This window comes from Ruegeria sp. O4, from assembly GCF_056535125.1.
The window spans coordinates 620,698-644,230 of the sequence record NZ_JBQERO010000001.1 but is presented as its reverse complement, the minus strand read 5'-3'; the positions used below and the strand labels follow the sequence as shown (position 1 = coordinate 644,230).

The window sequence follows — 23,533 nt, the reverse complement described above, 5'->3', positions numbered from 1 at the left end:
GATCAGGTGAACTGGATCAGGTCCCAGCGATTGCCGAAGGGATCACGCCAGACAGCGACGACGCCATAGGATTCTTGGCGGGGTTCTTCTTCGAAGTGGATATCCCTGGCGCGCATGTTCGCATGGTCGCGATAGAAATCATCGGTTTGCAGGAAGAACCCAACGCGCCCGCCGGTCTGGTTGCCTATGGCGGCGGTTTGTTCAGGTCCGTCAGCCTTTGCCAGAAGAAGGCAGCCGCTGTCTGAACCGGGAGGCGCGACCAGAACCCAGCGCTTGCCATTGCCGAGGTCGATGTCCTTGATAAGTTGGAAGCTGAGCGTCTTTGTATAAAACAAGATGGCGTCGTCGTAATCCGGCACCACAAGGGTGACGGCATGCAGGCTTTGTTTCATCGCGCGGTCAGCCTTTGGTCGGGTGCCGGTCAGGGAGCTGGATATTGGCGACCTGTTCGGCGATTGGCGGCGCCGACAAGGGGTGATGCGATGTGCCGGTATAGGCATCCGGATCGCTGATTTTTTGCCAGCCCCCCTGAATATAGGCCTCGAGCCCTGAAAACTTGGCTTTGTAGCCCATCTTGGGGCTGCCGGGGACCCAGTACCCCAGATAGATATAGGGCAGGCCCGCCTCACGTGCGATGTCGATATGGTCGAGGATCATGTAGGTGCCGAGTGAGTTTTGCGGCTGTTCCGGGTCGTAGAAAGAATAGACCATACTTAGCCCGTCATCGAGCACATCGGTCAGGCTGACGGCGATCAACTCGCCCGTTTCAGGATCGGCATATTCCACAACGCGGCTGCGGATCGGTGTTTCCTCGATCATCGCGGCGAATTCGAAAACATCCATGTCAGCCATGCCGCCATCGGCGTGACGGGTATCAAGATAGCGGCGGAACAGCTCGTATTGCTCATCCGTGGCCCATGGCGAGGTTGCGCGGCGTTCCAGGTAACCATTCCGCCTTGCTGCGCGCTTCTGGCTTTTGGTCGGCCGGAAGGCTGAAACATCGATCCGGGCCGACAGGCAGGCTGCGCAATCCGTACACGAAGGACGGTAGAGTACATTCTGAGACCGGCGAAATCCTTGTTGAGACAGGGAGTTGTTCAGCTGTTCAGCCCCTTCGCCTTGCAGGGCGGTGAACAGTTTACGTTCCATCCTGCCGCCAAGATAAGGGCAGGGCTGCGGTGCCGTGACATAGAATTGTGGCGCAATTGGCAGCGTATGTCGCATGAAATCCCCATCCAACCTCGGGAGGGATGATAGCAACCGTTCCCGAGACCGCCAAGTGTTTCACGCAACCTTGCGTCAGGCCCGTTGGTTGATCATCACGGTGCCCAGAAAACTGTCGGTCAGACCCTGGCCACGGGCGCTGGTCATCATCATGATGACCGAGATGATCTGGACCACGGGAAAGGCCATGCTGACAAAATAGCCGGCAGTGTGGGCAAGCGCCTTGCCCAGGTCCATTCGTTCTCCGAACGCGTCACGCAGCTCGATCCCCATAAAGCGCATACCCAGCGTGGCTGAGCCGTTGGCGATGGTCACCACCCGGTAGACGAAACTGACAACGGCGTAGATCAGGGCCAGGAAAAACAGACCCAGAAACGCAGTAAAGAGGATTGCCACCGTGCAAAGCAGCGAAATGAAGGCGATATCGAACAGCCAGGCGACAAAGCGTTTGGTTGTCACGGAACGATAGAAATCGGGTTGGGTGTCCGGGTTGGGCAGATGGTTCATTCGATAGGTCCGAAAAACTGGGGTGGGGGCACCCTGTCCCGAAACACCGGGGCAGGGCAAGGTCAATCAGGCGGGCTCGCCCTTGCCTTCTTCGTCATGGTTCTCGCGGGCGCGTTCATCCATGAATTGGTCGAATTCGGCCTTGTCCTTGGCGTCACGCAGGCGGCGCAAAAATGCTTCGAAATCCTGTTGTTCGCGTTCCAGGCGGGCCAGTGTATCTGCTTTGTAGGCGTCAAAGGCGCTGTTGCCCGAGGGCTTCATTGCACTCATGTGGCTGTGCCAGGATTTGCGGCGGTTGCAGGATTTGCTGAACATGCGTTTGCTCCAGATCATATAGGCCAGCAGGGCAAGGCCAACGGGCCAGAAGAAGATAAATCCAAGAACCATGGCGGCGATCCAGGCCCCTTTGCCTTTGTCGTCCAGCCAGGCTTCGGTTCGATAAAGCCATCCCGGATTCGCGGGGACGGCGGGGTCGGACAATGCGGTCATTTGAGCTCTCCAGGGTTGATGTAAACTCTATTCACATTGCATAGATGGGGTATCGTTTGGTTGGGTGCAAGGGGTAATGTGAAAAAGATTTACATTAAGCAATCCGGTTGACGTTTCAGGATCTGGCTCGCAGGTTCTGGGTATGGATATGACGGACAACAAAGCTGCCCCTGCACTAAAGGACATTCTTGAACTGGAAACGCAGGTCTGGGTGGCGCTGGTTGAAGGCGATGCAAGCGCCGACCGCGCCTTGCTGAGCGCGGATTTTCTGGGCGTTTATCCCACGGGTTTTGCCAATCGGGACGATCACGTCGGGCAATTTGCAGATGCGCCAACGATGGCCGAGTTTGATCTGAGTGATGCCCGGTTACGCATTCTGACCCCGGATATCGTCTTGTTGTCCTACCGTGCCGACTACCTGCGCCCGGGCGCAGATCGGCGCGAGGCAATGCTGATTTCATCTTTGTGGGAAAGAAGAAACGACGTTTGGATCAACAGCTTCAGTCAGGATACGCCGGTTCAGGTAACCTGATCAGAATGCCCCATTGACGATTACGCGCCGCAATGCGCAGGGTGCGCGCATGACTGACGCTCTTGCCATTACCCGCCTTCCGCGTGCGTTTGATCCGTCTCTGGGCGATGAAACCCGCGCTCTGATACCTGATCTGTCGCAGGAGATGGGAGAGCTGGTGGCGGGAACCGCCGGGTCCAGCCCATATCTGAAAGGCTTGATCGAGCGTGAAAGGGAATGGCTGCCTGATGCCTTATTGCGCCCGGATCAGGCACTGTCTGAAGTCATGGCGGATGCGCGTAAGCTGCCGACGGATCAGCTGAAATCCGGCTTGCGGCAGGCCAAGCGGCGGGTGGCGCTGTTGACCGCGCTTGCCGACATTGCAGGTGCCTGGCCGCTTGAAAAAGTCACCGCGGCACTGACCGATTTCGGGGCACTGGCCGCGGATACTGCGGCCAAGGCCGAGATTGCGACGTTGATCCGGCGCAACAAACTGCCGGGTATGACCGAGGACGATATCGAAACTGCCGCCGGGATGGTCATTCTGGCCATGGGCAAGATGGGCGCGCATGAGCTGAACTACAGCTCGGATATCGATTTGATTGTGCTGTTTGATGAGACGCGGTTTGACCCCGATGACTTCTACGAGGCCCGGCAGGGCATGGTGCGGGCAACGCGGAACTTCTGCGCGACGCTCAGCGACAAGACTGCCGATGGCTATGTTTTCCGTACCGATCTGAGGCTGAGGCCAGATCCTGCCGTAACACCGGTCTGCATGGCGATGGAGGCCGCTGAACGGTACTACGAAAGCCTCGGCCGCACGTGGGAGCGCGCGGCGTATATCAAGGCCCGTCCCTGTGCCGGAGACTTGGCTGCGGGGCAGCGGTTTCTGGATACATTGCGCCCCTTTGTCTGGCGTCGCCATCTGGATTTTGCCGCCATTCAGGACGCGCATGATATGCGGCTTCGGATTCGCGAAAACAAAGGTACGGGCGGGGCCTTGTCGATTCCCGGCCACGACATGAAGCTGGGGCAGGGCGGTATTCGCGAGATCGAGTTCTTCACCCAGACCCGTCAGTTGATCGCAGGCGGTCGCGATCCGGATTTACGGGTGCGTGGAACGGTTCCGGGGTTGGCGGCGTTGGCGTCAAAAGGCTGGGTGCCGCAGGATGTTGCGGACAAACTAACCGATCATTACCGGGCGCATCGCGAAGTCGAACACCGCATTCAGATGGTTCATGATGCACAGACGCATAAGGTGCCGAAATCACCTGAAGGCATTGAACGTATCGCCTGTCTGATGGGGATCGAAAGTGATGAACTGAAACAGGACGTGAAAAACCGCCTGACCGAAGTGCACGAACTGACCGAAGGATTTTTTGCGCCCGGGCCCGGTCCTGCACCTGTGGCGGTGCAGGATGTGGAGTTTGACCAGAGTGTTCTGGCCCGGTGGACGACATATCCGGCCTTAAGGTCCCAGCGCGGGTCGCGGATATTCGAACGGTTGCGGCCCGAGTTGCTGTCGCGTCTTGCCAAGACAGCCAAACCGGATGAGGCGTTGATGGCGCTGGATGGGTTTCTGTCTGGCCTTCCCGCCGGGGTTCAGCTGTTTTCCTTGTTCGAGGCCAATCCGCAACTGATCGACCTACTGGTCGATATCGTTGGTACGTCTCACGCTCTGGCCTCGCATCTGTCGCGCAATGCCTCGGTTTTCGACGCGGTGATCGGCGGCAGTTTCTTTGCCGATTGGCCGGGGCAGAAGGAATTGCAGGTCGAACTGGCCCGTGCGCTGGCGGAAGAGTCTGACTATGAAACCCGGCTCGACTTTGCGCGGCGCTGGTGTAAGGAATGGCATTTCCGGGTCGGCGTCCACCACTTGCGGGGTCTGATCGACGGGGCACAGGCAGGCCGGCAATATGCAGAGCTAGCACAATCGGTGATTGCCGCTATCCTGCCCTATGTTACCGAGAATTTCGCCCGTAAACACGGTCCCGCACCGGGACGCGGAGCGGCGGTGTTGGGCATGGGATCGCTGGGCGCAGGACGGATCAATTCGCAATCCGATCTGGACATGATTGTGATCTATGATCCGCAGGATCAGGACATGTCCGATGGTCCGCGTCCTTTGGCCACGCGCACCTATTATGCGCGGTTCACGCAGGCGCTGATCACGGCACTTTCGGCTCCGATGTCACAGGGGCGGCTGTATGAGGTCGACATGCGCCTGCGCCCGTCCGGCAATCAGGGGCCGGTTGCCACCAGTTGGGCCAGCTTTACCAATTATCAGCAGAATGAGGCCTGGGTGTGGGAACATCTGGCCCTGACCCGTGCTCATGTCGTTGCGGGTGATGCCGGTTTGGCAAATGATATCGAAGCGTTTCGCGTCGGGTTTCTGTCGCGCCCACGCGAGCGGGACAAGGTTTTGCGCGAAGTCGCCGAGATGCGAACGCGTCTGGCCGCAGCCAAGGCACCCGCCGGGATCTGGGATGCCAAAAACGGGCCCGGCCGCCTGATGGATATCGAACTGATGGCCGAAACCGGTGCCTTGCTGGCAGGGTCTACGGCACGCGACGTGTCCTCGGGCCTCGATGGTGCCGTCGCTGCCGGGTTGCTGGATGTCGCGCAGGCGCAATCCCTGAAAGACTGCTACAGCCTATGCTGGTCGGTGCAATGTGCGGCCCGGCTTCTATCGGGCAAGGTCATCGAGGCGGAACAGATCGGTGAAGGAGGTGTGGATTTCCTGTGCCGCGCCACCGGGTTTGAACAGGTCGATGCACTGCAACGGGCATTACAGAAGAGTTACACAACCGCGGCCGACCTGATCGGCGGCGTGATCCAAGAGGGCGAAGATGGCACGCAGTACTGATCCCAATGACCACAAAGGTCTGATCCAGGAAGCCTATCGTATCGAAGGCATCACCCTGCCGGAATGCCGCAGCATATTTCTGGACTGGGCGCTCAGCCTGCCCGAAGAGCGTGACCAGAACACGGCGCTGACCGAGTTGCATGCGGCATACGCGCTGCACAGCCCGGATCACCCCATGACTCAGGTTCTGTCCGAGGGCCTTCAGGCGGCCCAAACCCCGAAACGGCGTGGCGGCTGGCGCTCTCGGAACCGCTAGGGCTTTTCCATCGGCACATTCGCGACTAAGAGGGCGCCATGACCCAAACTGCCGACCGCCCCCGTATCCGCCTGAAACCCAAAGCCAACGCGCGCGGGCTGCGCCATGGCTTCCCCTGGGTCTATGCAAATGACATTGTCACAGACCGCCGCACGCGCAAGATCCCTGCGGGCGCACTGGCGATTCTCGAGGATGACAACCGCGCGGCGCTTGCGCTGGTGGCGGTCAACCCTGACTCAAAAATCATGTGCAGGGTGCTGGATCGTGATACCACCGCACAATTGGACAATACTTGGTTCGAAACCCGCCTTAGCCGCGCCCTTGCACTGCGTGAACGCTTGTTTGATGCGCCTTTCTACCGTCTGGCCCATGCCGAGGCCGATGGCTTTCCCGGTGTGATCATCGACAGGTTTGGCGATAGCTGTGTCATTCAGCCCAACGCGGCCTGGGCCGAGATGCATCTGGATACGCTCACCGACGCGCTGATCAAGGTCGTAGGCGTGACGACGGTGCTGAAAAACGCCTCGGGCCGTACGCGCGGGCTGGAAGGGCTGGACGATGAGAACCTGACTTTGCACGGCACCGCACCCGTCGCACCCCTGCATGTGCCGATGAACGGTGCCACGTATATGGCCGACCTGACCGGAGGTCAGAAAACCGGCCTGTTTTACGATCAACGCCCCAACCATGCCTTTGCCGCACGGCTGGTACATCCCGGAGCGCAGGTGCTGGACGTGTTCAGCCATGTCGGCGGCTTTGGCCTGGCGATGCTGGCCGCAGGTGCCGGACGGGCCTTATCCGTCGATGGGTCTGCGGCCGCGCTGGAACTGGCCACCAAAGGCGCTGCGGCTTCGGGCCTTGCCGACAGGTTCCAGACCCGACAGGGCGACGCGTTCGATGTGTTGACCCAATTGGGGGACGAGGGTGCGGCGTTTGACGTGGTCATCTGTGATCCACCTGCCTTTGCCCCCTCAAAACAAGCGCTGGATGCGGGATTGCGCGCTTATGAGCGTATCGCACGGCTTGCCGCACCTCTGGTCAAACCCGGCGGCTATCTGGGGCTGTGTTCGTGTTCTCATGCCGCCGATCTGGGGCGGTTCCGCGACGCCTCCTCCCGCGGGATCGGCCGGGCGGGCCGACAGGCGCAACTGATCCACACCGGATTTGCCGGGCCGGATCACCCGCAACTGCCGCAACTGGCGGAAAGCGGCTACCTCAAAGCGGTGTTCTATCGCCTATGAAGGCTGTTCTCGACACTTGCGTCCTCTATCCCACGGTCATGCGCGAGATGCTGTTGGGTGCCGCGCGATTGGGGCATTTCACCCCGCTCTGGTCCGCCCGCATCCTCGAAGAATGGGCCCGCGCCGCCCGTAAGTTGGGCCCGACGGGTGAGGCGCAGGCGCGCGCCGAGATCGCGTTGGTGCAAGCGGCCTGGCCGGATGCTGAACGTCCAACGAACGAGGGTCTTCAAAACCGCCTGTGGCTGCCGGACGCCGCAGATATCCACGTGCTGGCTACAGGAATAGCTGCTTCCGCTGATCTGATTGTCACGGTTAATGCCAAGGATTTTCCCAGAAATATCCTGACTGATGAAGGGCTTGACCGGCAAGACCCCGACAGCCTGCTGTACGGCTTCTGGCAATCCAATCCAGAAGGCATGAGCACACTTGCCACTCGGGTCCTTGCCGAAGCCAATCGCCTCTCAGCCGAAAAATGGACCCTTCGCGCGCTCATGAAAAAAGCCCGGCTTCCGCGATTGGGCAAGGCACTCGCCACCTGAGCGGGATCCAGCTTCATCTGGCCAAAAATATCCCGGAGAGCGCGAGAGGCTGGCCTCTCGCAGCACAGGCATCACCGCTGTGCCCAACGCTGTTCAAGCTTTTCCAGCGCCGCAACACGTTCATCTGTCTTGGGATGGCTCATCAGCCATGCCGGGACCACCCCGGCGCGTTGCTGTGTCAACTCTTCCAGCTTGTGAAACAGTGATTTCTGCGGGCCTATTCCGATACCGGCTTTCGTCAGCAAGGCGGCCGCATATTCATCCGCTTCATACTCATCCCCCCGCGACAGGCGCGAGGCGATCAGTGCGGTCAACGCGTTGGCAATCATCGCTCCGACAAAAGGGATGAACCGGTTCAGGACCATGATCAGCGCCGTGCGCATCGCATTCTGCCCTGAAAAATCGATCATCCGCCGCCGCGCGTGACCTAGTGCCACATGGCCCAACTCATGCGCGATTACACTGGCCATTTCCTCAGCCGAAACCTCGCCGTTGCGGAACTTGCGGTAAAATCCCCGCGTGATGAATATCCGCCCGTCCGGTGCGGCCAGCCCGTTCACCGGGTCGATCTCATAGATATAAACCGGAACCCGCTCGATCTCGAGCGCGGCAGCCAGCCGGTCGGTCATGCGCTTGAGGGCCGGGTCAACAAGTTCGGTCGACTTTGCGTCCAGTTCCCGATGGGTGCGCCAGACGGAAATCCGGTACATCACAATTCCATAGGCAATGGCCAGCAGGATAGGGGTCAGACGCAGCATGGGCTAGATATGGGTTTTCAACACCCCAAGAGCAAATGGAAAATAGAAGCTTCTCACAATCCAGCCACATTTCAAAGTGAGGCTGCAGAGCGCGACCTTGTTCATGGATCGCTTTCAGGTTGCGGAAGCGTACGTCCAATTTCATAGCAACGTTCCAAAAGCGCCTGTCGCCGCGGGGCTGATCCGGTCGCGCCATGCAACAGCTCGAGTTTCCGGGGTGAAAACCCGAAATACCCGAACGTGCCTTTGGTCCAGAGTGTCTCAAGCGCGTCGGTGTATCCTTTGGCTTCCATTTCGTCAGAACGCGCACCGGCTGGCACCAACAGTAATCCTGTTCGCGACCTCTGGAGAGACTTTTCCGGGTCGTCCAACTGATCGTAGGCCCAGTCCCACATCCACACGCGGTCGACCCAGCCTTTCATCATCGAAGGCATTCCCCACCAGAACAACGGAAAGGCCAGGCAGATTGCATCGGCGCGCGCAATCCGTGTTTGTTCCGCAAGTATGTCTTGCGGTGCGCCCGTGCCTGCTTCGCCTTCTATATCCGCCATTGACCAGCGTGGATCGAACCCTTCTGCATGCAAATCCGCAACCTCGGTGGTATGGCCAGCCGCCTTTGCGCCTTCGCAGAGTTTCGCGACAGCGGCGGCCGTAAAGGAGTTCGGCTTTGGGTGATCCAGGATTGTCAGCAGATGCACAGTCAGCTCCTCAGGTTTTCAAACGGCAACCGGGTTACTGTGAAAGCTCAACCCTGCTTGAGGTCAAGGTATTAACCAGCAGGAATACCTGAAGGTGTGTTTCACCGCGTCAGCTCGCGCATTCCCTTTTCCAGACCAGCCAGTGTCATGGGCACCATGCGATCTTCAAAGATGTCGCGGATCATGCCGATGGAATGAGTATATTCCCAGTATTTCTCGGGCACCGGGTTGATCCACAGGTTTGACGCCCACTGTTCGCGCGCGCGTTGCAGCCAGACTTGCCCGGCTTCCTGGTTCCAATGTTCATTGGCACCGCCGGGATAGGCGATTTCATAGGGGCTCATCGAGGCGTCGCCGACAAAGATGCACTTGTAGTCGGATCCATAGGTGCGCAGCACTTCGTGGGTCGGGGTCTGTTGGTTCCAGCGGCGGCGATTGTCGCGCCAGACCCCTTCATACAGGCAATTGTGAAAGTAGTAATATTCCAGATGCTTGAACTCGGTTCTTGCAGCGGAAAACAACTCTTCAACCACTTTGATATGAGGGTCCATCGAGCCGCCGACGTCCAGAAACAACAGTACCTTCACCGCGTTGTGGCGCTCGGGCCGGGTTTTGACATCTAGATAGCCATGCTCGGCCGTGGCACGGATGGTGCCGTCCAGATCCAGCTCTTCAGCTGCTCCCTCCCGCGCCCAGCGGCGCAGGCGTTTCAGGGCGACCTTGATGTTGCGGGTGCCCAGTTCAACCGTATCGTCGAGGTTCCTGAATTCCCGTTTGTCCCAGACCTTGACCGCACGCTGGTGACGGCTTTCTTTCTGACCGATACGGACGCCTTCGGGGTTGTACCCATAGGCCCCGAACGGAGAGGTTCCTGCGGTGCCGATCCACTTGTTGCCGCCCTGATGACGGCCTTGTTGTTCCTTGAGGCGCTCGCGCAACGTTTCCATCAGCTTGTCGAAACCGCCGAGCGCTTCGATCTCTGCCTTCTCCTCGTCCGACAGGTGTTTCTCGGCCATCTTGGCGAGCCAATCGGCTGGGATATCGACAGCTTCCAACACCTGATCGAAACTGATCTCGCCCAAGCCCTCAAAGCTGGCGGCAAAGGCGCGGTCGAACTTGTCGATATTGCGCTCGTCTTTCACCATCGACACGCGGGCAAGGTAGTAGAACGCTTCGACATCATAGGTGACAAGACCCTTTTTCATGCCTTCCAGAAAAGTCAGATACTCCCGGAGCGATACCGGGATGCCCGCTTTGCGGAGGTTTTCGAAAAAGGGCAGGAACATCGCGTCACGCCACCATGCGAAGCAGAACCAGCGAGATCACCAGACCCACAAGCGCAAAAGCGATCCCATATCCGGCGGCATACTGCGCCATGTCGGCGCCGTTTCCATTGCGTTTTTTTGCGGTCAAAGCACCCAGGATTGCACCCAGTATCGCCATTCCCAGTACTAGCAACATATGCGTTTCATCCGTCTTTCGTGCTGTCAGCGGGGCGTCGGCTACTGTTTTGAGCCAGAGATTGAGCCACCAAATCCGAACCGAACCCGTATCGCGCCCATCCAAGGCTGTCCAGCCTGACGGCACGTGCCTGCTGCAATTGACCGGCCTGTTTCAAGGCCTCGGATTTCAACAGCAGCAACGTTGCCAGCAGCGAAGCGTTTTCCGCGCGGGTCATCACGTCGATGGCCTGATCCAGTTCGGGCAGAACCTCGGGCCCGCGATCCTGCGCAAGCGCAAAGGCTGCGGTTTGGGTTGAGACATAAGCCTGATGAACCTCGGTTCCGGGCGTCGCGCGAAGAAATTGTTGCGCGATCTTGAACTGCCGCTGGGCTTCTGCCGGATCACGAAACTGCTCCATCCGGCCCATCAGGTAGTGGGGATAGGCGCGGCGGTGATCCGTCCATCCCTGTTGCTGCCCGATGCGGGCTGCCTTTTGCGCGGCGCGCATCTGTCGGGGGGAACCCGGCCCCGGTCCCAGTGATTTCTGGATCGCGTTGATCCACTCTCGTGGGGTATTTGTGGGGGGTTGCGCAGCTAGTCGGTCGCCGCGTGGATTCAGACGGCTGAGAATTCCGGGGATAACGGCAGCGACCTGATCGCGGGTCATGCCGGTGTGCAGTTCGGGCGCATAAGCCGCGCGCAGGATCAGCATGTCGAACCCGGTCAAGACCGTATGAATATTGTCGTCGTTGAACACCGAATCCGGCAGATGATAGAGGTCGTTCAGAGGACCGAGGGCCTGTGCCAGTTCTTCGTGCAGACAATCGCGCATTTCCTGCGGGCTGACGTCGTAGGGGATAAAAATCCCCAATCTTTCGCGCTGGCGCAGCTCAACCCAACTGCTTTTGGGTTTGCGGCGGTCGCGCTGATACTCAGCCAGGCTGGACGCGTTTGGCACCACGAAACAGGCCGCGTTTGGCAGAATTTGCAGAATGTCCTTCTGGCTGACCGCTTCGATCGTGATATTGGCCTGACCGTCGTTGATTTGTCGGATGTTGATACCCGCCTCGCGCTTCAGGCGGTTCAGCAGGCGGGTCAAATCCTGCTGCATACTTTGTGTCGGCGATCCGGTCAGGCGAACGGTGATCGGCGTTTCGAACCGGGTGAAAACGGGCAGGGCGGCCCCGCTTTCCAGTTCGAAATGCAGGGACAGGAAATCCGACGCGATGTTCGTATTGGACCGTGCCGGTGGAGAGGGACGCGGTGCCGCAAAAGACTTGGCCGGCGGCAACGCCACTTCGACATATGGGGCATCGTTCCCGAGTTCGATTGTCTCGACAGACGTGCAGCCAGCGATAACCAGCGCCAGAAAAAGGGCGCCCAAACGCATCATGGGCGGGCGTACTTGATGAACGGTGTCAGGGTGCCGATGCGATCATAAAGGTGGCGTGCCGTGGTGTTGAACTCTTGCGTAAGCCAGTAAACGGATGGGGCGCCCTGGCGATCGGCCTCTTCATAAACCGCCTGAATCAAAGCGCGACCGACGCCCGTTCCTCGGGTTTCAGGTCGGGCGAACAGGTCTTGCAGGTAACAGACCTTTTCCACTTTCCAGGCGTGGCGATGAAACAGGTAATGCGTCAGCCCGACCAAAACGCCCGCCTGTTCCGCAACGAAACAGGAAAAATCCTGCGGGTCGTCGCCCAACAATCTGGAAAAGGTCGATTCATACACGTTTTCAGGCAGGGTGGTTTCATAAAACGCCAGATAATCCCGCCACATTTCGGCCCACTGATCTTTGTCCTCGGCCCGCAGGGTCCGGATTGTCAGAGCGTTCGCCAAGTAATGACCCCAATATTGCTGCTTCGAAACGCGGTTGCGTCAGGTATCTCGATGCTGACACCCGAGATACCCAATGGCAAGCCGTGATCACAGATTGTTCACACGCAGGCTAGCGTTTGCCACGTGCCATGAAAGCAAGACGTTCGAACAGATGCACGTCCTGTTCATTTTTCAGCAAAGCGCCATGCAGCTTCGGCAGCGCGCTGGCCCCGTCACGCTTGAGGTCTTCGGCCGTCAGGTCTTCGGCCAGCAACAGCTTCAGCCAGTCCAGCACCTCCGAGGTCGAGGGCTTTTTCTTGAGCCCTTGCGTCTCGCGGATTTCATAGAATTGTGTCAGCGCGGCGGTCAGAAGTGCGTCCTTGATGCCGGGGTGGTGCACATCTACGATCCGGCGCATCGTCGCCTCGTCCGGAAAGCGGATATAGTGGAAAAAACAGCGGCGCAGGAAGGCGTCGGGCAGCTCTTTTTCGTTGTTCGAAGTTATGATGACGATAGGGCGGTGCTTGGCCCGGACCGTCTCTCCCGTTTCATAGACGTGGAACTCCATCTTATCGAGTTCCTGCAACAGGTCATTGGGGAACTCGATATCCGCTTTGTCGATTTCGTCGATCAGCAGAACAACCTTTTCGTTGGCGTCGAAGGCCTGCCACAACTTGCCCTTGCGGATATAGTTCGACACATCATGGACACGCTTTTCGCCCAATTGGCTGTCACGCAGGCGGCTGACGGCATCATACTCATAAAGACCCTGCTGCGCGCGGGTGGTGGATTTCACATTCCACTCGATCATTCTCAGCCCCAGCGCACCGGCCACCTGCCTGGCCAACTCGGTCTTGCCAGTACCGGGCTCGCCCTTCACCAGAAGGGGGCGTTCCAGCGTGACAGCGGCGTTCACGGCAATGGTCAGATCGTCGGTGGCGACATATTCGGCTGTACCTTGGAAACGTGCGGTCATGGGCCTCTCGTGCGTATATTGTGTTGGACGGGCAGGTTGTGGTTTCCGGGTTACAGAGCGGCAAGGTTTTTTACAACCCGCGTCCCTGCGTTGCCCGGCGGGAATTGTGCTGCAACTCCAAGCCCTTTTGCTTGATTCCGGTAAAGACCATTCGCAGACGTTGTGCCTGTCGCCCCAAAAAAGCCTGTCAAATTTCATAGAAATACAAGGTTTTGTTGATGTTTGTCTCATAGTTAGACAAATCCGCGGGGGTGCACTGTCGTGCAACGTTTGTGTAGTGACATTCCACCGCCCGTCGGCTAAACGCTGCGCAGAAGGGAGAGCCAAATGTCAGCTGAAACAGCCGCGAACGACGTCACTGGCCAAACCGAGGGAGCAAATATGAAGCAGGAAGTTTTTCTGCCGGAAGATTACCGTCCGGCCGAAGATGAGCCTTTCATGAATGATCGTCAGCTTGAGTATTTTCGCCGCAAGCTGCTGGATTGGAAGACAGAGTTACTGGCTGGTAGCCGCGACACCATCGAAGGGCTGCAAGACAACACCCGCAACATTCCGGACGTCGCGGACCGCGCCAGCGAAGAAACAGACCGTGCGCTGGAACTTCGGACCCGTGATCGTCAGAGAAAGCTGGTCGCAAAGATCGACTCGGCCCTGCGCCGGATCGATGATGGCGAATACGGGTATTGCGAAATGACGGGCGATCCGATCTCGCTGAAGCGTTTGGACGCGCGACCGATTGCAACCATGACACTTGAAGCGCAAGAGCGCCACGAGCGTCGCGAGAAGGTCCACCGCGACGATTAATCGCCGGGTATGTGTAAGAAATCCAAGCGCCGGGGCCTGTGGCTCCGGCGTTTTTGCGTTATGCGGGTGTCATGAAGATAGACGGATTGAAATTCTGTGTAATCGGCGGCGGAATCGGCGGGCTGGCCTCGGCACTGGCGCTGCAACACCGTGGGGCGCATGTCACGCTTCTGGAGCAAGCCCCGGCCCTGACCGAAGTCGGTGCTGGTTTGCAGATCAGTGAGAACGGGATGCGCGTTCTTCATGCCCTTGGTGTCACGGGTCTTTCCGTCGGGCAGAAGTCCCATGGAACGGTCTTGCGCGATTACCGAAAAGGGCGCGTGGTCAGTCAACTGCCGGGCCCCTCAGTTGGTCCGACCTATTACTATCACCGTGCCGACCTTCTGAACCTTCTTCATGACGCGGCTTGTGCGGCAGGCGTGGATATCCGGTTGGGCGCCAGAGTTTTGCATGTGCAAAAGCATCCCAACGAGGCAGAGGTGGTCTTGGCGTCAGGCGAGCGAATTCGCGCTGAATGCGCCATTGCGGCCGATGGCGGCCGCAGCGTGCTCCGCCCGGCTCTGAACGGGGCAGAGGCGCCGGAGTTCACGCATCAGGTAGCGTGGCGCGCCACCATCCCCTGGCAGCCCGGTCGCGACCCGGTTTCGGCGTCCCTGACCATGGGGCCTGGGCGGCATGTGGTAACCTATCCGTTGCGTGACGAAAGTCTGATGAACATTGTCGCGGTCGAGGAGCGTTCGGACTGGCGGGAAGAAGGATGGCGTCAGACGGGCGATCCTAACGAGTTGCGTAAGCGATTTGCCGATTTCGGTGGCCCCGCACGCGACATTCTGTCGAAAGTCACGGATGTGCATCTGTGGGCATTGTTTCTTCGGCCTGTCGCCCAAAACTGGCAGAATGGTCGGTTGGTTCTGCTAGGGGACGCGGCCCATCCAACATTGCCATTTATGGCACAGGGTGCATGTCTGGCGCTCGAGGACGCCTGGGTGCTGACGCGCGCGTTTGACGAACGATCGGGTATCACCAGCGCGTTGGCAACCTATGAAACGACCCGCAAACCAAGGGCGCAGCGCGTTGTCGCGGCGGCCGGATCAAATGCGCGGAACTTTCATCTGCGCGGCCCAGCCCGATTGGCTGCGCAATGTGTGCTGAGAGTCGTTGGTGCCCGGTTGTCCCAACGCTATGAATGGATCTACAGTCACGACGTCACGGTTGCCTAGGGCCTCAAAGATCCAGGTCAATCCAGACGGGAACGTGATCGGATGGCTTTTCGTGCCCCCGAACAGCCGCATCAATCTGGCAATCCTGCATGAGGTCGGCCGCTTGTGGCGTCAACAGGAAATGATCAATCCGAATTCCGTCATTCCGGTTCCACGCGCCAGCCTGATAATCCCAGAAGGAATAGTGGTCGGGACCCTGCGTTGTCGCGCGGAAGGCCTCGGTAAAGCCAAGGTTCAGGATTTTTCGAAAGGCGGCCCGGCTTTCCGGGCGGAACAACGCGTCTTCCCGCCAGGCATCGGGGCGTTTGGCATCCTCGGCCTGTGGGATGATGTTATAATCGCCCGCCATTAGCGCCAGCTCTTCTGATTCCATCAAACCCTTTGCGCGTTCATAAAGCCGTTCCATCCAGGCCAGCTTGTAATCGTATTTCGGTCCGGGTGCCGGATTCCCGTTGGGCAGATACAGCCCACAGAGGCGCAAGGCCTTTTTGCCCACGACGGTCGCCTCGATCCACCGCGCCTGTTCATCATTGTCATCACCGGGAAGGCCGCGTGATACATCCTCCAGCGGAAGCCTCGACAGGATCGCAACACCATTGAAGCTTTTTTGACCGTGTGTTTCCACGTTGTACCCGCGATCTTCAAACATCTCGCGGGGGAAGTTTTCGTCGACGGATTTGATTTCCTGAAGAAGAACAACGTCGGGTTGGGCATCGTCCAGCCAGCGGGGCAGCGCCTCGGTTCGCGCCTTGATGCCATTGATGTTGTACGTGGCGATTTTCATGCGCGATCCTCCGAAACCTTGTGGCAACCTATCGCTCAGAACGGGCCCAGCGGCAAGTCGGAGATCGGATTAGCGAGGCTCTGCCTCGCGCTCCGGGATATTTTTAGCCAGATGAAGAAACGGATCCTTAACCATTTTTCGATACTTGAAGGGGCGGTACAGGCGGGGACGCCGATGACCGCGCCAGGTGAAGCTCTCTGGTCGTTTTGGTCAGAGAGCGGATCCCTGCTTCATCTGGCTGAAAATATCCTGGGGGTGTGGGGGCAAAGCCCCCACCGGTTACATCGAAAACGACGTGCCGCAGCCACAGGAAGAGGTGGCGTTGGGGTTGTCGATCACAAACCGCGCACCAATAAGCTCCTGAGTGAAATCTATCACCGCGTTTTCAAGAAAGGGCAGAGAGATCGGGTCGACGATGACTTTCTGCCCTTTGCCTTCAAGAATGAGGTCGTCGGAGTTTGGCGTATCCAGAGCAATTTCATATTGAAAACCGGAACATCCACCGCCCTCCACTGCGACACGCAGGGCTTGCCCCTGTTCCGCGGCACCGATTTCGGCAAGGCGGTCAAAGGCGCGTTCGGTGACTGATGGGGGCAGATTCATGCCGGTCTCCAAAGGTTTATTTCCCAAGCGTCCTACAATATATGAAACCAAAAGACAGGCGACAAGGACAAGGCCTTTGGACAGAGCGGGTTTTGCTTCGGACCCAGACCGCGCAAGGGGGCGGCTGGTGCCAGAGGAAGAGAGCAGCTTCCGGTCAAGCTTTCAGCGTGATCGCGACCGGATCATTCACGCCAGTGCGTTTCGGCGGCTCAAGCACAAGACGCAAGTCTTTGTCGAGCATGAAGGTGACAGTTATCGAACACGGCTGACCCATTCCATCGAAGTTGCTCAGGTCGCGCGAACAATTTCAGGGGCGTTGGGCCTGAATGCTGAACTCACCGAAGCTGTAGCGCTGGCGCACGACCTGGGTCATACGCCCTTTGGTCATACGGGTGAGGACGCCCTCCACGCGCTGATGGCACCTTACGGGGGGTTTGATCACAACGCGCAGGCCATTCGGATCGTAACCAAGCTGGAGCGGCATTATGCCGGGTTTGACGGATGCAACCTGACTTGGGAATGTCTGGAGGGTATCGCCAAGCATAACGGTCCGGTTGTTGGCGATCTGCCCTGGGCCCTGGCTGAATGCAACCAGGGCTTTGACCTTGAACTTCATACCCATGCAAGTGCCGAGGCGCAGGTGGCGGCCTTGTCTGATGACATTGCTTACAACAATCACGACCTTCTGGATGGGTTGCGTGCGGGGTTGTTTGAAGATGATGATCTGCGCCACCTTCCGATCGTGGGGGCGTGTTACGCAGATGTGGATGCGAAATACCCCGGTCTTGATCCGTATCGGCGGCGTCATGAAGCACTGCGGAGGGTTTTTGGGGTCATGGTGGCGGACGTCATCACAACGTCGCGCGACTTGATCGCGGCCTCGGGCGCGCAGTCGGTCGAAGAGATTCGCCATCTTGGGCATCCTGTCATCCAATTCTCGGTCGGGACTTGGGCGGATCTGAAACAAATCAGGGCGTTCCTGTTCACCCGGATGTATCGCGCGCCCAGCGTCATGAAGGTGCGGGCCGAGGTTGCAACGGTTGTCGAAGACCTGTTCCCGATCTACCTGAACGATCCGAAACAGATGCCCGCACGCTGGCACGAGGATATTGAAGCTGCGGCGGACGAGACTGCTCTGGCCCGGATCGTATCGGACTATATTGCAGGAATGACCGACCGTTTCGCTTTGCAGGATCACGCGCGGCTGACGGGCTGACTGGGCCGCAATGACACGGGTAATGGTCCATGTTTGCGACCTTTATTGCGGGTTGATTAGTACCTTGCGCGGGCGGGAAGCGATGATCAGAAGCCGTACGACGGACAGCGCGCAGGGTATTTGAAATTTCAGACAGAGGATATCTGGGCGCCATTGGCAGACATTGGGCGCAAACCATGTCCAAACAATAGGCGTCCATTGACCTTGCCGTGATGCGTGGTAAACCGCCGGGCAAGCAAAAGGACATCCGAAATGAACCTGTTTTCCGAGATCCGCGGCCTTGTACTGGACGCGCTGGCACAGATGCAGTCCGAAGGCGCGTTGCCCGAGGGGCTGAATTTTGACAACGTGGCGGTCGAACCGCCGCGTGATGCGGCGCATGGCGACATGGCGACCAACGCGGCGATGGTGCTGGCAAAACCGGCCAGGATGAAACCGCGTGACATTGCCGAGGCATTGGCAGGGAAGCTGGTGGCGGATGATCGGATCACCAGCGCCGATGTGGCGGGTCCGGGCTTTCTCAATTTGCGGCTGGCACCGTCGGTCTGGCAAGGCGTGCTGGCGGCCGTGCTGGAGAAGGGCACCGATTATGGCCGCTCGACTATGGGCCATGGGCAAAAGGTCAACGTTGAATATGTTTCGGCCAACCCAACCGGTCCGCTGCACGTGGGTCATACACGGGGCGCGGTTTTCGGGGATGCTCTGGCAAGCCTGTTGGCCTATTCCGGCCATGACGTGACCCGTGAGTATTACATCAACGACGGCGGTGCGCAGGTGGATGTGCTGGCGCGCTCGGCTTACGAACGCTATCGCGAGGCCAATGGTCTGAGCCCCGAGATTGCCGAAGGTCTTTATCCTGGCGACTACCTGATCCCGATCGGTGAGGCGTTGAAAGAGAAATACGGCGACAGCCTGATCGACAAGCCGGAAAGTGACTGGCTGGAAGAGGTGCGTGAGTTCTCGACTGACGCGATGATGGATCTGATCCGCGCTGACCTGAAAGCGCTGGGCGTCGAGATGGATGTGTTCTTCTCGGAAAAATCTCTCTATGGCACTGGTCGGATTGAGGCCGCATTGCAATCGCTGACTGACAAGGGCCTGATTTACGAAGGCGTGCTCGAGCCGCCGAAAGGCAAAAAGCCCGAGGATTGGGAGCCACGCGAACAGACGCTGTTCAAATCGACCGAACATGGCGACGACGTCGACCGCCCTGTCAAGAAATCGGATGGTAGCTGGACTTATTTTGCCCCGGATATTGCTTATCACTATGACAAGGTGACCCGTGGTTTTGACGCACTGATCGACGTGTTTGGCGCCGACCATGGCGGCTATGTCAAACGGATGAAGGCGGCTGTTTCGGCACTGTCCGACGGTAAGGTGCCGCTTGATATCAAGCTGACACAGCTGGTGAAGCTGTGGAAGAATGGTGAGCCGTTCAAGATGTCCAAGCGGGCAGGGAACTTTGTCACTCTGCGCGATGTGGTCGATCAGGTGGGCCCGGACGTGACGCGGTTTGTTATGCTGACTCGCAAGAACGATGCGCCGTTGGATTTCGATTTTGACAAGGTGCTGGAACAAAGCCGCGAGAACCCCGTGTTCTACGTTCAGTATGCACATGCCCGTGTCATGAGCGTGCTGCGTCGTGCGGCCGAGGCTGGGATTGCGGCTGATGATGCGACCCTTGAGGGCGCTGACCTGAGCAAGAACGATCATGCCTCGGAACTGGTTGTTGCGAAGAAGCTGGCAGAATGGCCACGGCTGGTCGAGATTGCGGCCCGAACCAATGAACCGCACAGGGTCGCCTTTTATCTCTATGAACTCGCAGGCGACTTTCACGCGTTGTGGAACAAGGGCAATGACGAGACGCAACTGCGTTTCATCCAGGATGGCGATGTTGCCACAAGCCAGTCAAAAATCGCTTTGGCCCGGGCCGTTTCTGTTGTGATTTCAGCGGGCTTGGGTATTCTTGGCGTTACTCCGGCGCAGGAGATGCGGTAACGAATATCGCCCGAACCGCCGGTACGAGGTAGGCAAGAAATGACCCGCGGGCCTTATTTTCAGGCGCGAAACGGGCAGTGAGGCGGACATGGCGAGTTACGATTACTCGGGGCATCAACGCCCCGGGCAGATTCATTACCCGAATCAAGCGCATTCTGATGATGTGTATGATTTTCCCGAAGACATGCAGGAAGATGACGCGCCGCGTGGCTCGTTTGGTCTGGGCAGGGCGGTCAATTTTCTGGGGGCTGTTGCATCCTTGGCGCTGGTCGCCGGTGTCGGGGTCTGGGGCTATCAACTGATCATGCGCGATGTCAGCGGCGTGCCGGTTGTTCGTGCCGCCGAAGGGCCGATGCGTGTACAGCCGGAAAATCCGGGTGGAACTCCGGCCGATCATCAGGGCTTTGCCGTGAATGCCGTCGCCGCCGAAGGCAGTGCTGCGGCGCCGGCCGACCGGTTGATCCTTGCGCCGCGCCCGGTGTCCTTGACGGACGAAGATCTGCCCGCCGGAGAACTGAAGCCGACCCCTGCGCTGCATGTGGTCGAAGAACCGATCACCACGCAGGAGGCCGCGCGCTTGCGCCAGAACGCAGTAGATGCGCTGGTTGCGGAATTGGCGGGTGCGGCGGCAGAAACGCAGCAAGAGTTCGAAGATGGTGTGCAACTGGCATCGCTGACCACCCCTGATGAAGAACCCGCCATTGACCCGGCAGATTTTGCTGCGGCCTTGCCGGACCCGAGCTTCGCCGAGTTGCCGGGCGTGCGCCGATCATTGCGCCCTGTGACGCGTCCGGCACGGTCCACCCGCAGTCAGGTCGCGCCCAGTGAGACTTCCGAAGACGCCATCAATGCAGCGGTGAAAGCCGCGGTCGGGGTGGATGTTGATCCGGATACACTGGCCAAGGGAACCCGGCTGGCGCAGCTTGGAGCTTATGACAGCACGCAAGTGGCACAGGCCGAGTGGGACCGTTTGAATGGTCAATTCGGTGATTATTTGTCGGGAAAACAGCGGGTTATCCAGAAAACTTCAAGCGGTGGACGGACCTTCTACCGCCTTCGTGTTCTGGGGTTCGAAGACCTGAGCGACTCGCGCCAGTTCTGCGCTGCTCTGGTCGCGCAAGGCGCTGATTGTATCCCGGTGGCCGTGAGGTGAAGTTCGGAGCAGCGATCACAGATGCTGAAGGACTGCGCCTGACGCAGGAGGAAAGAGACCTGTTTCGCCAGATGAACCCGTTTGGGTTTATCCTGTTCTCCCGCAATATTGAAAGCGCCGATCAGGTGCGGGCCTTGTGTGATGATTTCCGCGAGGCCGTTGGGCGCAACTGCCCCATTACCATCGATCAGGAAGGTGGGCGCGTGCAGCGTTTGCGCGCACCCTTGGCCCGCGAATGGCTGCCGCCGCTGGATCATGTGATCAGGGCGGGTGATCAAGCGGAACGCGCCATGTACCTCAGGTACCGCCTGATTGCGGATGAGCTGTTTGGTCTGGGTATCGACAGCAACTGTGCCCCCATGGTCGATGTGGCGCGGCCCGAGACCCACGCGTTTTTGAAAAACCGCTGTTATGCCTTTGATCCTGAGCAGATTTCCAGGATCGGCAGGGCCGTGGCACAGGGTCATCTGGATGGGGGTGTTCTTCCGGTTCTCAAGCACATTCCCGGCCATGGCCGTGCCACTCTGGACAGTCACCATGACCTTCCGCACGTTGATTTGCCGCTGGAAGAGTTGGAATACAGCGATTTCGCGCCGTTCCGCGCCTTGAATGACCTGCCGATGGGGATGACAGCACATCTGGTCTTCGATCAGATCGATCCCCGGCCAGCCACTATTTCTGCGGCCATGATGGGCCTGATCCGAGACAATATCGGCTTTGGCGGGCTGATCATGACCGACGATATTTCGATGAGAGCGCTCAGTGGGGCGTTGACGGACCTCACACGGCAATCTTTGCAGGCGGGCTGTGATGTGGTCCTGCATTGCAATGGCAGTTTTTCTGAACGTGCCGCTGTGTTGGAAACTGCCGGTGAGATGTCGGATGTGGCACAAGCCCGCGCAGAACGGGCGCTGGCGATGCGGAAACCCCCGCGGGAACTTGACATCCAAGCCGCCGAAGCGGAACTATCTGCCCTAATGGGCGGGCAGGTATATGAACGATAATCTTTTTAGCGAAGACCCTGTCTCGGTCGCGGATCGTCTTGCGGCCGAAGCGCTGATTGTTGATGTCGACGGCTTCGAAGGCCCGTTGGATGTTCTGCTGACCCTGTCCCGCACGCAAAAAGTGGATCTGCGCAAGATCTCGGTTCTTGCGCTGGCGCAGCAATATCTGGCCTTTGTTGAAAAGGCGCGTGCGCTGCGCATTGAACTGGCCGCCGATTATCTGGTCATGGCGGCGTGGCTGGCCTTTCTCAAGTCCCGTCTACTGCTACCGCCAGACCCCGATGACGACGGGCCATCGGGTGAAGAGCTGGCCGCGCATCTGGCGTTTCAACTTGAACGCCTGCAGGCGATGCGTGACGTCGCTGCACGGTTGATGGCCCGCGACCAACTGGGGCGTGATTTTTTCAAACGCGGGCAGGGCGAGGACGTCACCCGCATTCGCACCGTGACTTATTCTGCCACGCTGCTGGACCTGATGCAGGGTTATGCCCGTATCCGCACCCGTGACGAATTCCGCCCCTTTGTGATGGACCGCGATGCGGTGTTCACGATGGAGCAGGCACTGGAGCGGATGCGCCCGCTGATCGGTTTTGCGGGGACGTGGACCGATATGGAAACCTATCTGCCCGATGGTTGGGATATTGACCCGGTGCGCCGCAGATCGGCGACGGCTGCGACCTTTGCGGCCTCGCTGGAACTGGTGAAAGAAGGACATATGGAGATCAAGCAGAGCGAGACATTCGCGCCGATCCAATTGCGCAAGAGGACCCAGACACGTGACTGACGCCCCAGAAGAAACCGGCACCCTGTTCGAGGCGCCACCGCTGGCGGAACAGGAGCGTATGGTCGAGGCCGTTTTGTTTGCCAGCGCCGATCCGGTGACGATTGCCGACCTTGAGGCGCGGATGCCGCATGGAAGCGACGCCGCGCAAGCCGTTGAATTGCTTCAGAGACGTTACGAAGGGCGTGGCGTGCGCGTGGTGCGCGTTGGTGAGGCATGGGCGATCCGTACGGCCCCTGATCTGGGCTTTCTGATGCAGAAGGAAACGGTTGAGACTCGCAAACTCAGCCGCGCCGCGATTGAGACATTGGCGATCGTGGCCTATCACCAGCCCTGCACCCGCGCCGAGATTGAGGAAATTCGCGGCGTATCAGTCTCTCGCGGGACGATTGATCAATTGCTAGAGATGGAGTGGATCAGGTTGGGCCGACGCCGCATGACACCGGGTCGTCCGGTGACATTTGTGGTAACGTCCGAATTTCTGGATCATTTTGGGCTGGAGAACGCCCGCGATCTGCCGGGTCTCAAGGAATTGAGGGCTGCGGGATTGTTGGAAAACCGGCCTCCACCGGGGGCTATCCCACTGGGCGAGGGGCGCGAGGACGAAGTGGACGAGGACCAGTCGGAACTGTTTGAGGAGTAAT

Annotated in this window: 26 protein-coding genes; 13 read left to right on the top strand and 13 right to left on the bottom strand. The window is 58.8% G+C overall.

From position 1 onward, the window contains the following. Positions 1-2 precede the first annotated feature (2 nt). The 4 genes from ACR0J7_RS03215 to ACR0J7_RS03200 form a co-directional block, all read right to left on the bottom strand. Positions 3-392 carry a VOC family protein gene (locus tag ACR0J7_RS03215; protein WP_480558104.1) on the bottom strand — a complete coding sequence of 130 codons (390 nt, stop codon included), beginning with the start codon at positions 390-392 and terminating at the stop codon, positions 3-5. Positions 393-399: 7 nt separating this feature from the next. Further along, on the bottom strand, positions 400-1,224 hold the full coding sequence (locus ACR0J7_RS03210) for an arginyltransferase (RefSeq protein ID WP_480480490.1): 825 nt from the start codon (positions 1,222-1,224) through the stop codon (positions 400-402). A 75-nt stretch (positions 1,225-1,299) separates the two neighbouring features. Further along, complete coding sequence (locus tag ACR0J7_RS03205; protein ID WP_209596678.1) at positions 1,300-1,731, bottom strand: RDD family protein; 432 nt, start codon at positions 1,729-1,731, stop codon at positions 1,300-1,302. A 66-nt stretch (positions 1,732-1,797) separates the two neighbouring features. Next, a complete protein-coding gene (locus ACR0J7_RS03200) occupies positions 1,798-2,220 on the bottom strand; it encodes a DUF2852 domain-containing protein (RefSeq protein WP_480558102.1) in 423 nt (140 codons plus the stop codon). Positions 2,221-2,362: 142 nt separating this feature from the next. On the opposite strand from ACR0J7_RS03200, the gene ACR0J7_RS03195 reads away from it, so the two are divergent. From ACR0J7_RS03195 to ACR0J7_RS03175, 5 genes are read left to right on the top strand one after another with little or no spacing between them, the layout of a single operon-like run. Continuing rightward, positions 2,363-2,752, top strand: coding sequence for a DUF4440 domain-containing protein (locus tag ACR0J7_RS03195; protein WP_480898173.1), 390 nt, complete (start codon positions 2,363-2,365; stop codon positions 2,750-2,752). A 49-nt stretch (positions 2,753-2,801) separates the two neighbouring features. Then, entirely contained in the window at positions 2,802-5,597 is a 2,796-nt protein-coding gene (locus ACR0J7_RS03190) for a [protein-PII] uridylyltransferase family protein (RefSeq protein WP_480913271.1), read from the top strand. Further along, positions 5,581-5,853, top strand: a complete 273-nt coding sequence (locus ACR0J7_RS03185; RefSeq protein WP_480504821.1) for a hypothetical protein — start codon at positions 5,581-5,583, stop codon at positions 5,851-5,853. Before ACR0J7_RS03190 ends, ACR0J7_RS03185 begins: the two co-directional genes overlap by 17 nt. Before the next feature lie 38 nt (positions 5,854-5,891). After that, positions 5,892-7,094 (top strand): RSP_2647 family RNA methyltransferase, encoded by a 1,203-nt coding sequence (locus ACR0J7_RS03180; protein WP_480913269.1) that lies wholly within the window; start codon positions 5,892-5,894, stop codon positions 7,092-7,094. Continuing rightward, positions 7,091-7,633: an RSP_2648 family PIN domain-containing protein gene (locus ACR0J7_RS03175; RefSeq protein ID WP_480830631.1), complete on the top strand. Its 543-nt coding sequence runs from the start codon at positions 7,091-7,093 to the stop codon at positions 7,631-7,633. The genes ACR0J7_RS03180 and ACR0J7_RS03175 overlap by 4 nt, the downstream gene beginning before the upstream one ends. Positions 7,634-7,704: 71 nt before the next feature. On the opposite strand, the gene ACR0J7_RS03170 is transcribed toward ACR0J7_RS03175, so the two are convergent. The 7 genes from ACR0J7_RS03170 to ACR0J7_RS03140 all read right to left on the bottom strand — a co-directional run bounded on the left by ACR0J7_RS03170 (position 7,705) and on the right by ACR0J7_RS03140 (position 13,326). Then, complete coding sequence (locus ACR0J7_RS03170) at positions 7,705-8,391, bottom strand: M48 family metallopeptidase (RefSeq protein WP_209503655.1); 687 nt, start codon at positions 8,389-8,391, stop codon at positions 7,705-7,707. Between the two features lie 101 nt (positions 8,392-8,492). Then, entirely contained in the window at positions 8,493-9,089 is a 597-nt protein-coding gene (locus ACR0J7_RS03165) for an NAD(P)H-dependent oxidoreductase (protein ID WP_480480502.1), read from the bottom strand. A 101-nt stretch (positions 9,090-9,190) separates the two neighbouring features. After that, positions 9,191-10,375 carry a vWA domain-containing protein gene (locus ACR0J7_RS03160; RefSeq protein WP_209596664.1) on the bottom strand — a complete coding sequence of 395 codons (1,185 nt, stop codon included), beginning with the start codon at positions 10,373-10,375 and terminating at the stop codon, positions 9,191-9,193. A gap of 4 nt (positions 10,376-10,379) precedes the next feature. After that, complete coding sequence (locus ACR0J7_RS03155; protein WP_209503658.1) at positions 10,380-10,550, bottom strand: hypothetical protein; 171 nt, start codon at positions 10,548-10,550, stop codon at positions 10,380-10,382. 7 nt (positions 10,551-10,557) lie between these two features. After that, positions 10,558-11,925, bottom strand: coding sequence for a DUF2927 domain-containing protein (locus ACR0J7_RS03150; RefSeq protein ID WP_480913267.1), 1,368 nt, complete (start codon positions 11,923-11,925; stop codon positions 10,558-10,560). Continuing rightward, entirely contained in the window at positions 11,922-12,371 is a 450-nt protein-coding gene (locus ACR0J7_RS03145; RefSeq protein WP_480485364.1) for an N-acetyltransferase family protein, read from the bottom strand. Before ACR0J7_RS03145 ends, ACR0J7_RS03150 begins: the two co-directional genes overlap by 4 nt. A gap of 109 nt (positions 12,372-12,480) precedes the next feature. Next, a complete protein-coding gene (locus ACR0J7_RS03140; RefSeq protein WP_480913265.1) occupies positions 12,481-13,326 on the bottom strand; it encodes an AAA family ATPase in 846 nt (281 codons plus the stop codon). A gap of 381 nt (positions 13,327-13,707) precedes the next feature. Between ACR0J7_RS03140 and dksA the strand changes: the two genes are divergently transcribed. Both dksA and ACR0J7_RS03130 read left to right on the top strand, forming a co-directional pair. After that, a complete protein-coding gene (gene dksA / locus ACR0J7_RS03135) occupies positions 13,708-14,130 on the top strand; it encodes an RNA polymerase-binding protein DksA (protein ID WP_209504868.1) in 423 nt (140 codons plus the stop codon). A gap of 71 nt (positions 14,131-14,201) precedes the next feature. After that, complete coding sequence (locus ACR0J7_RS03130; protein WP_480913263.1) at positions 14,202-15,350, top strand: FAD-dependent monooxygenase; 1,149 nt, start codon at positions 14,202-14,204, stop codon at positions 15,348-15,350. Between the two features lie 4 nt (positions 15,351-15,354). Here the strand turns inward: ACR0J7_RS03130 and xth are convergent, their stop codons facing one another. Both xth and ACR0J7_RS03120 read right to left on the bottom strand, forming a co-directional pair. Then, positions 15,355-16,134, bottom strand: a complete 780-nt coding sequence (gene xth, locus ACR0J7_RS03125; protein ID WP_480538056.1) for an exodeoxyribonuclease III — start codon at positions 16,132-16,134, stop codon at positions 15,355-15,357. 279 nt (positions 16,135-16,413) lie between these two features. Next, a complete protein-coding gene (locus ACR0J7_RS03120; protein ID WP_480772824.1) occupies positions 16,414-16,737 on the bottom strand; it encodes a HesB/IscA family protein in 324 nt (107 codons plus the stop codon). Between the two features lie 76 nt (positions 16,738-16,813). On the opposite strand from ACR0J7_RS03120, the gene ACR0J7_RS03115 reads away from it, so the two are divergent. The 6 genes from ACR0J7_RS03115 (at position 16,814) to scpB (ending at position 23,532) form a co-directional block, all read left to right on the top strand. Then, on the top strand, positions 16,814-17,953 hold the full coding sequence (locus ACR0J7_RS03115) for a deoxyguanosinetriphosphate triphosphohydrolase (RefSeq protein WP_480480518.1): 1,140 nt from the start codon (positions 16,814-16,816) through the stop codon (positions 17,951-17,953). A gap of 252 nt (positions 17,954-18,205) precedes the next feature. Next, positions 18,206-19,951, top strand: a complete 1,746-nt coding sequence (gene argS, locus ACR0J7_RS03110; protein ID WP_480772822.1) for an arginine--tRNA ligase — start codon at positions 18,206-18,208, stop codon at positions 19,949-19,951. A gap of 88 nt (positions 19,952-20,039) precedes the next feature. Beyond that, the gene (locus ACR0J7_RS03105; protein WP_480772821.1) at positions 20,040-21,104 is read left to right on the top strand and encodes an SPOR domain-containing protein; all 1,065 of its coding nucleotides are present in this window, start codon (positions 20,040-20,042) and stop codon (positions 21,102-21,104) included. After that, positions 21,101-22,108: a beta-N-acetylhexosaminidase gene (gene nagZ / locus ACR0J7_RS03100; protein WP_480830647.1), complete on the top strand. Its 1,008-nt coding sequence runs from the start codon at positions 21,101-21,103 to the stop codon at positions 22,106-22,108. The genes ACR0J7_RS03105 and nagZ overlap by 4 nt, the downstream gene beginning before the upstream one ends. Next, the gene (locus ACR0J7_RS03095; protein ID WP_480480526.1) at positions 22,098-22,892 is read left to right on the top strand and encodes a segregation and condensation protein A; all 795 of its coding nucleotides are present in this window, start codon (positions 22,098-22,100) and stop codon (positions 22,890-22,892) included. The genes nagZ and ACR0J7_RS03095 overlap by 11 nt, the downstream gene beginning before the upstream one ends. Next, positions 22,885-23,532, top strand: a complete 648-nt coding sequence (gene scpB / locus ACR0J7_RS03090; protein ID WP_267363960.1) for an SMC-Scp complex subunit ScpB — start codon at positions 22,885-22,887, stop codon at positions 23,530-23,532. Before ACR0J7_RS03095 ends, scpB begins: the two co-directional genes overlap by 8 nt. Position 23,533 lies beyond the last annotated feature (1 nt).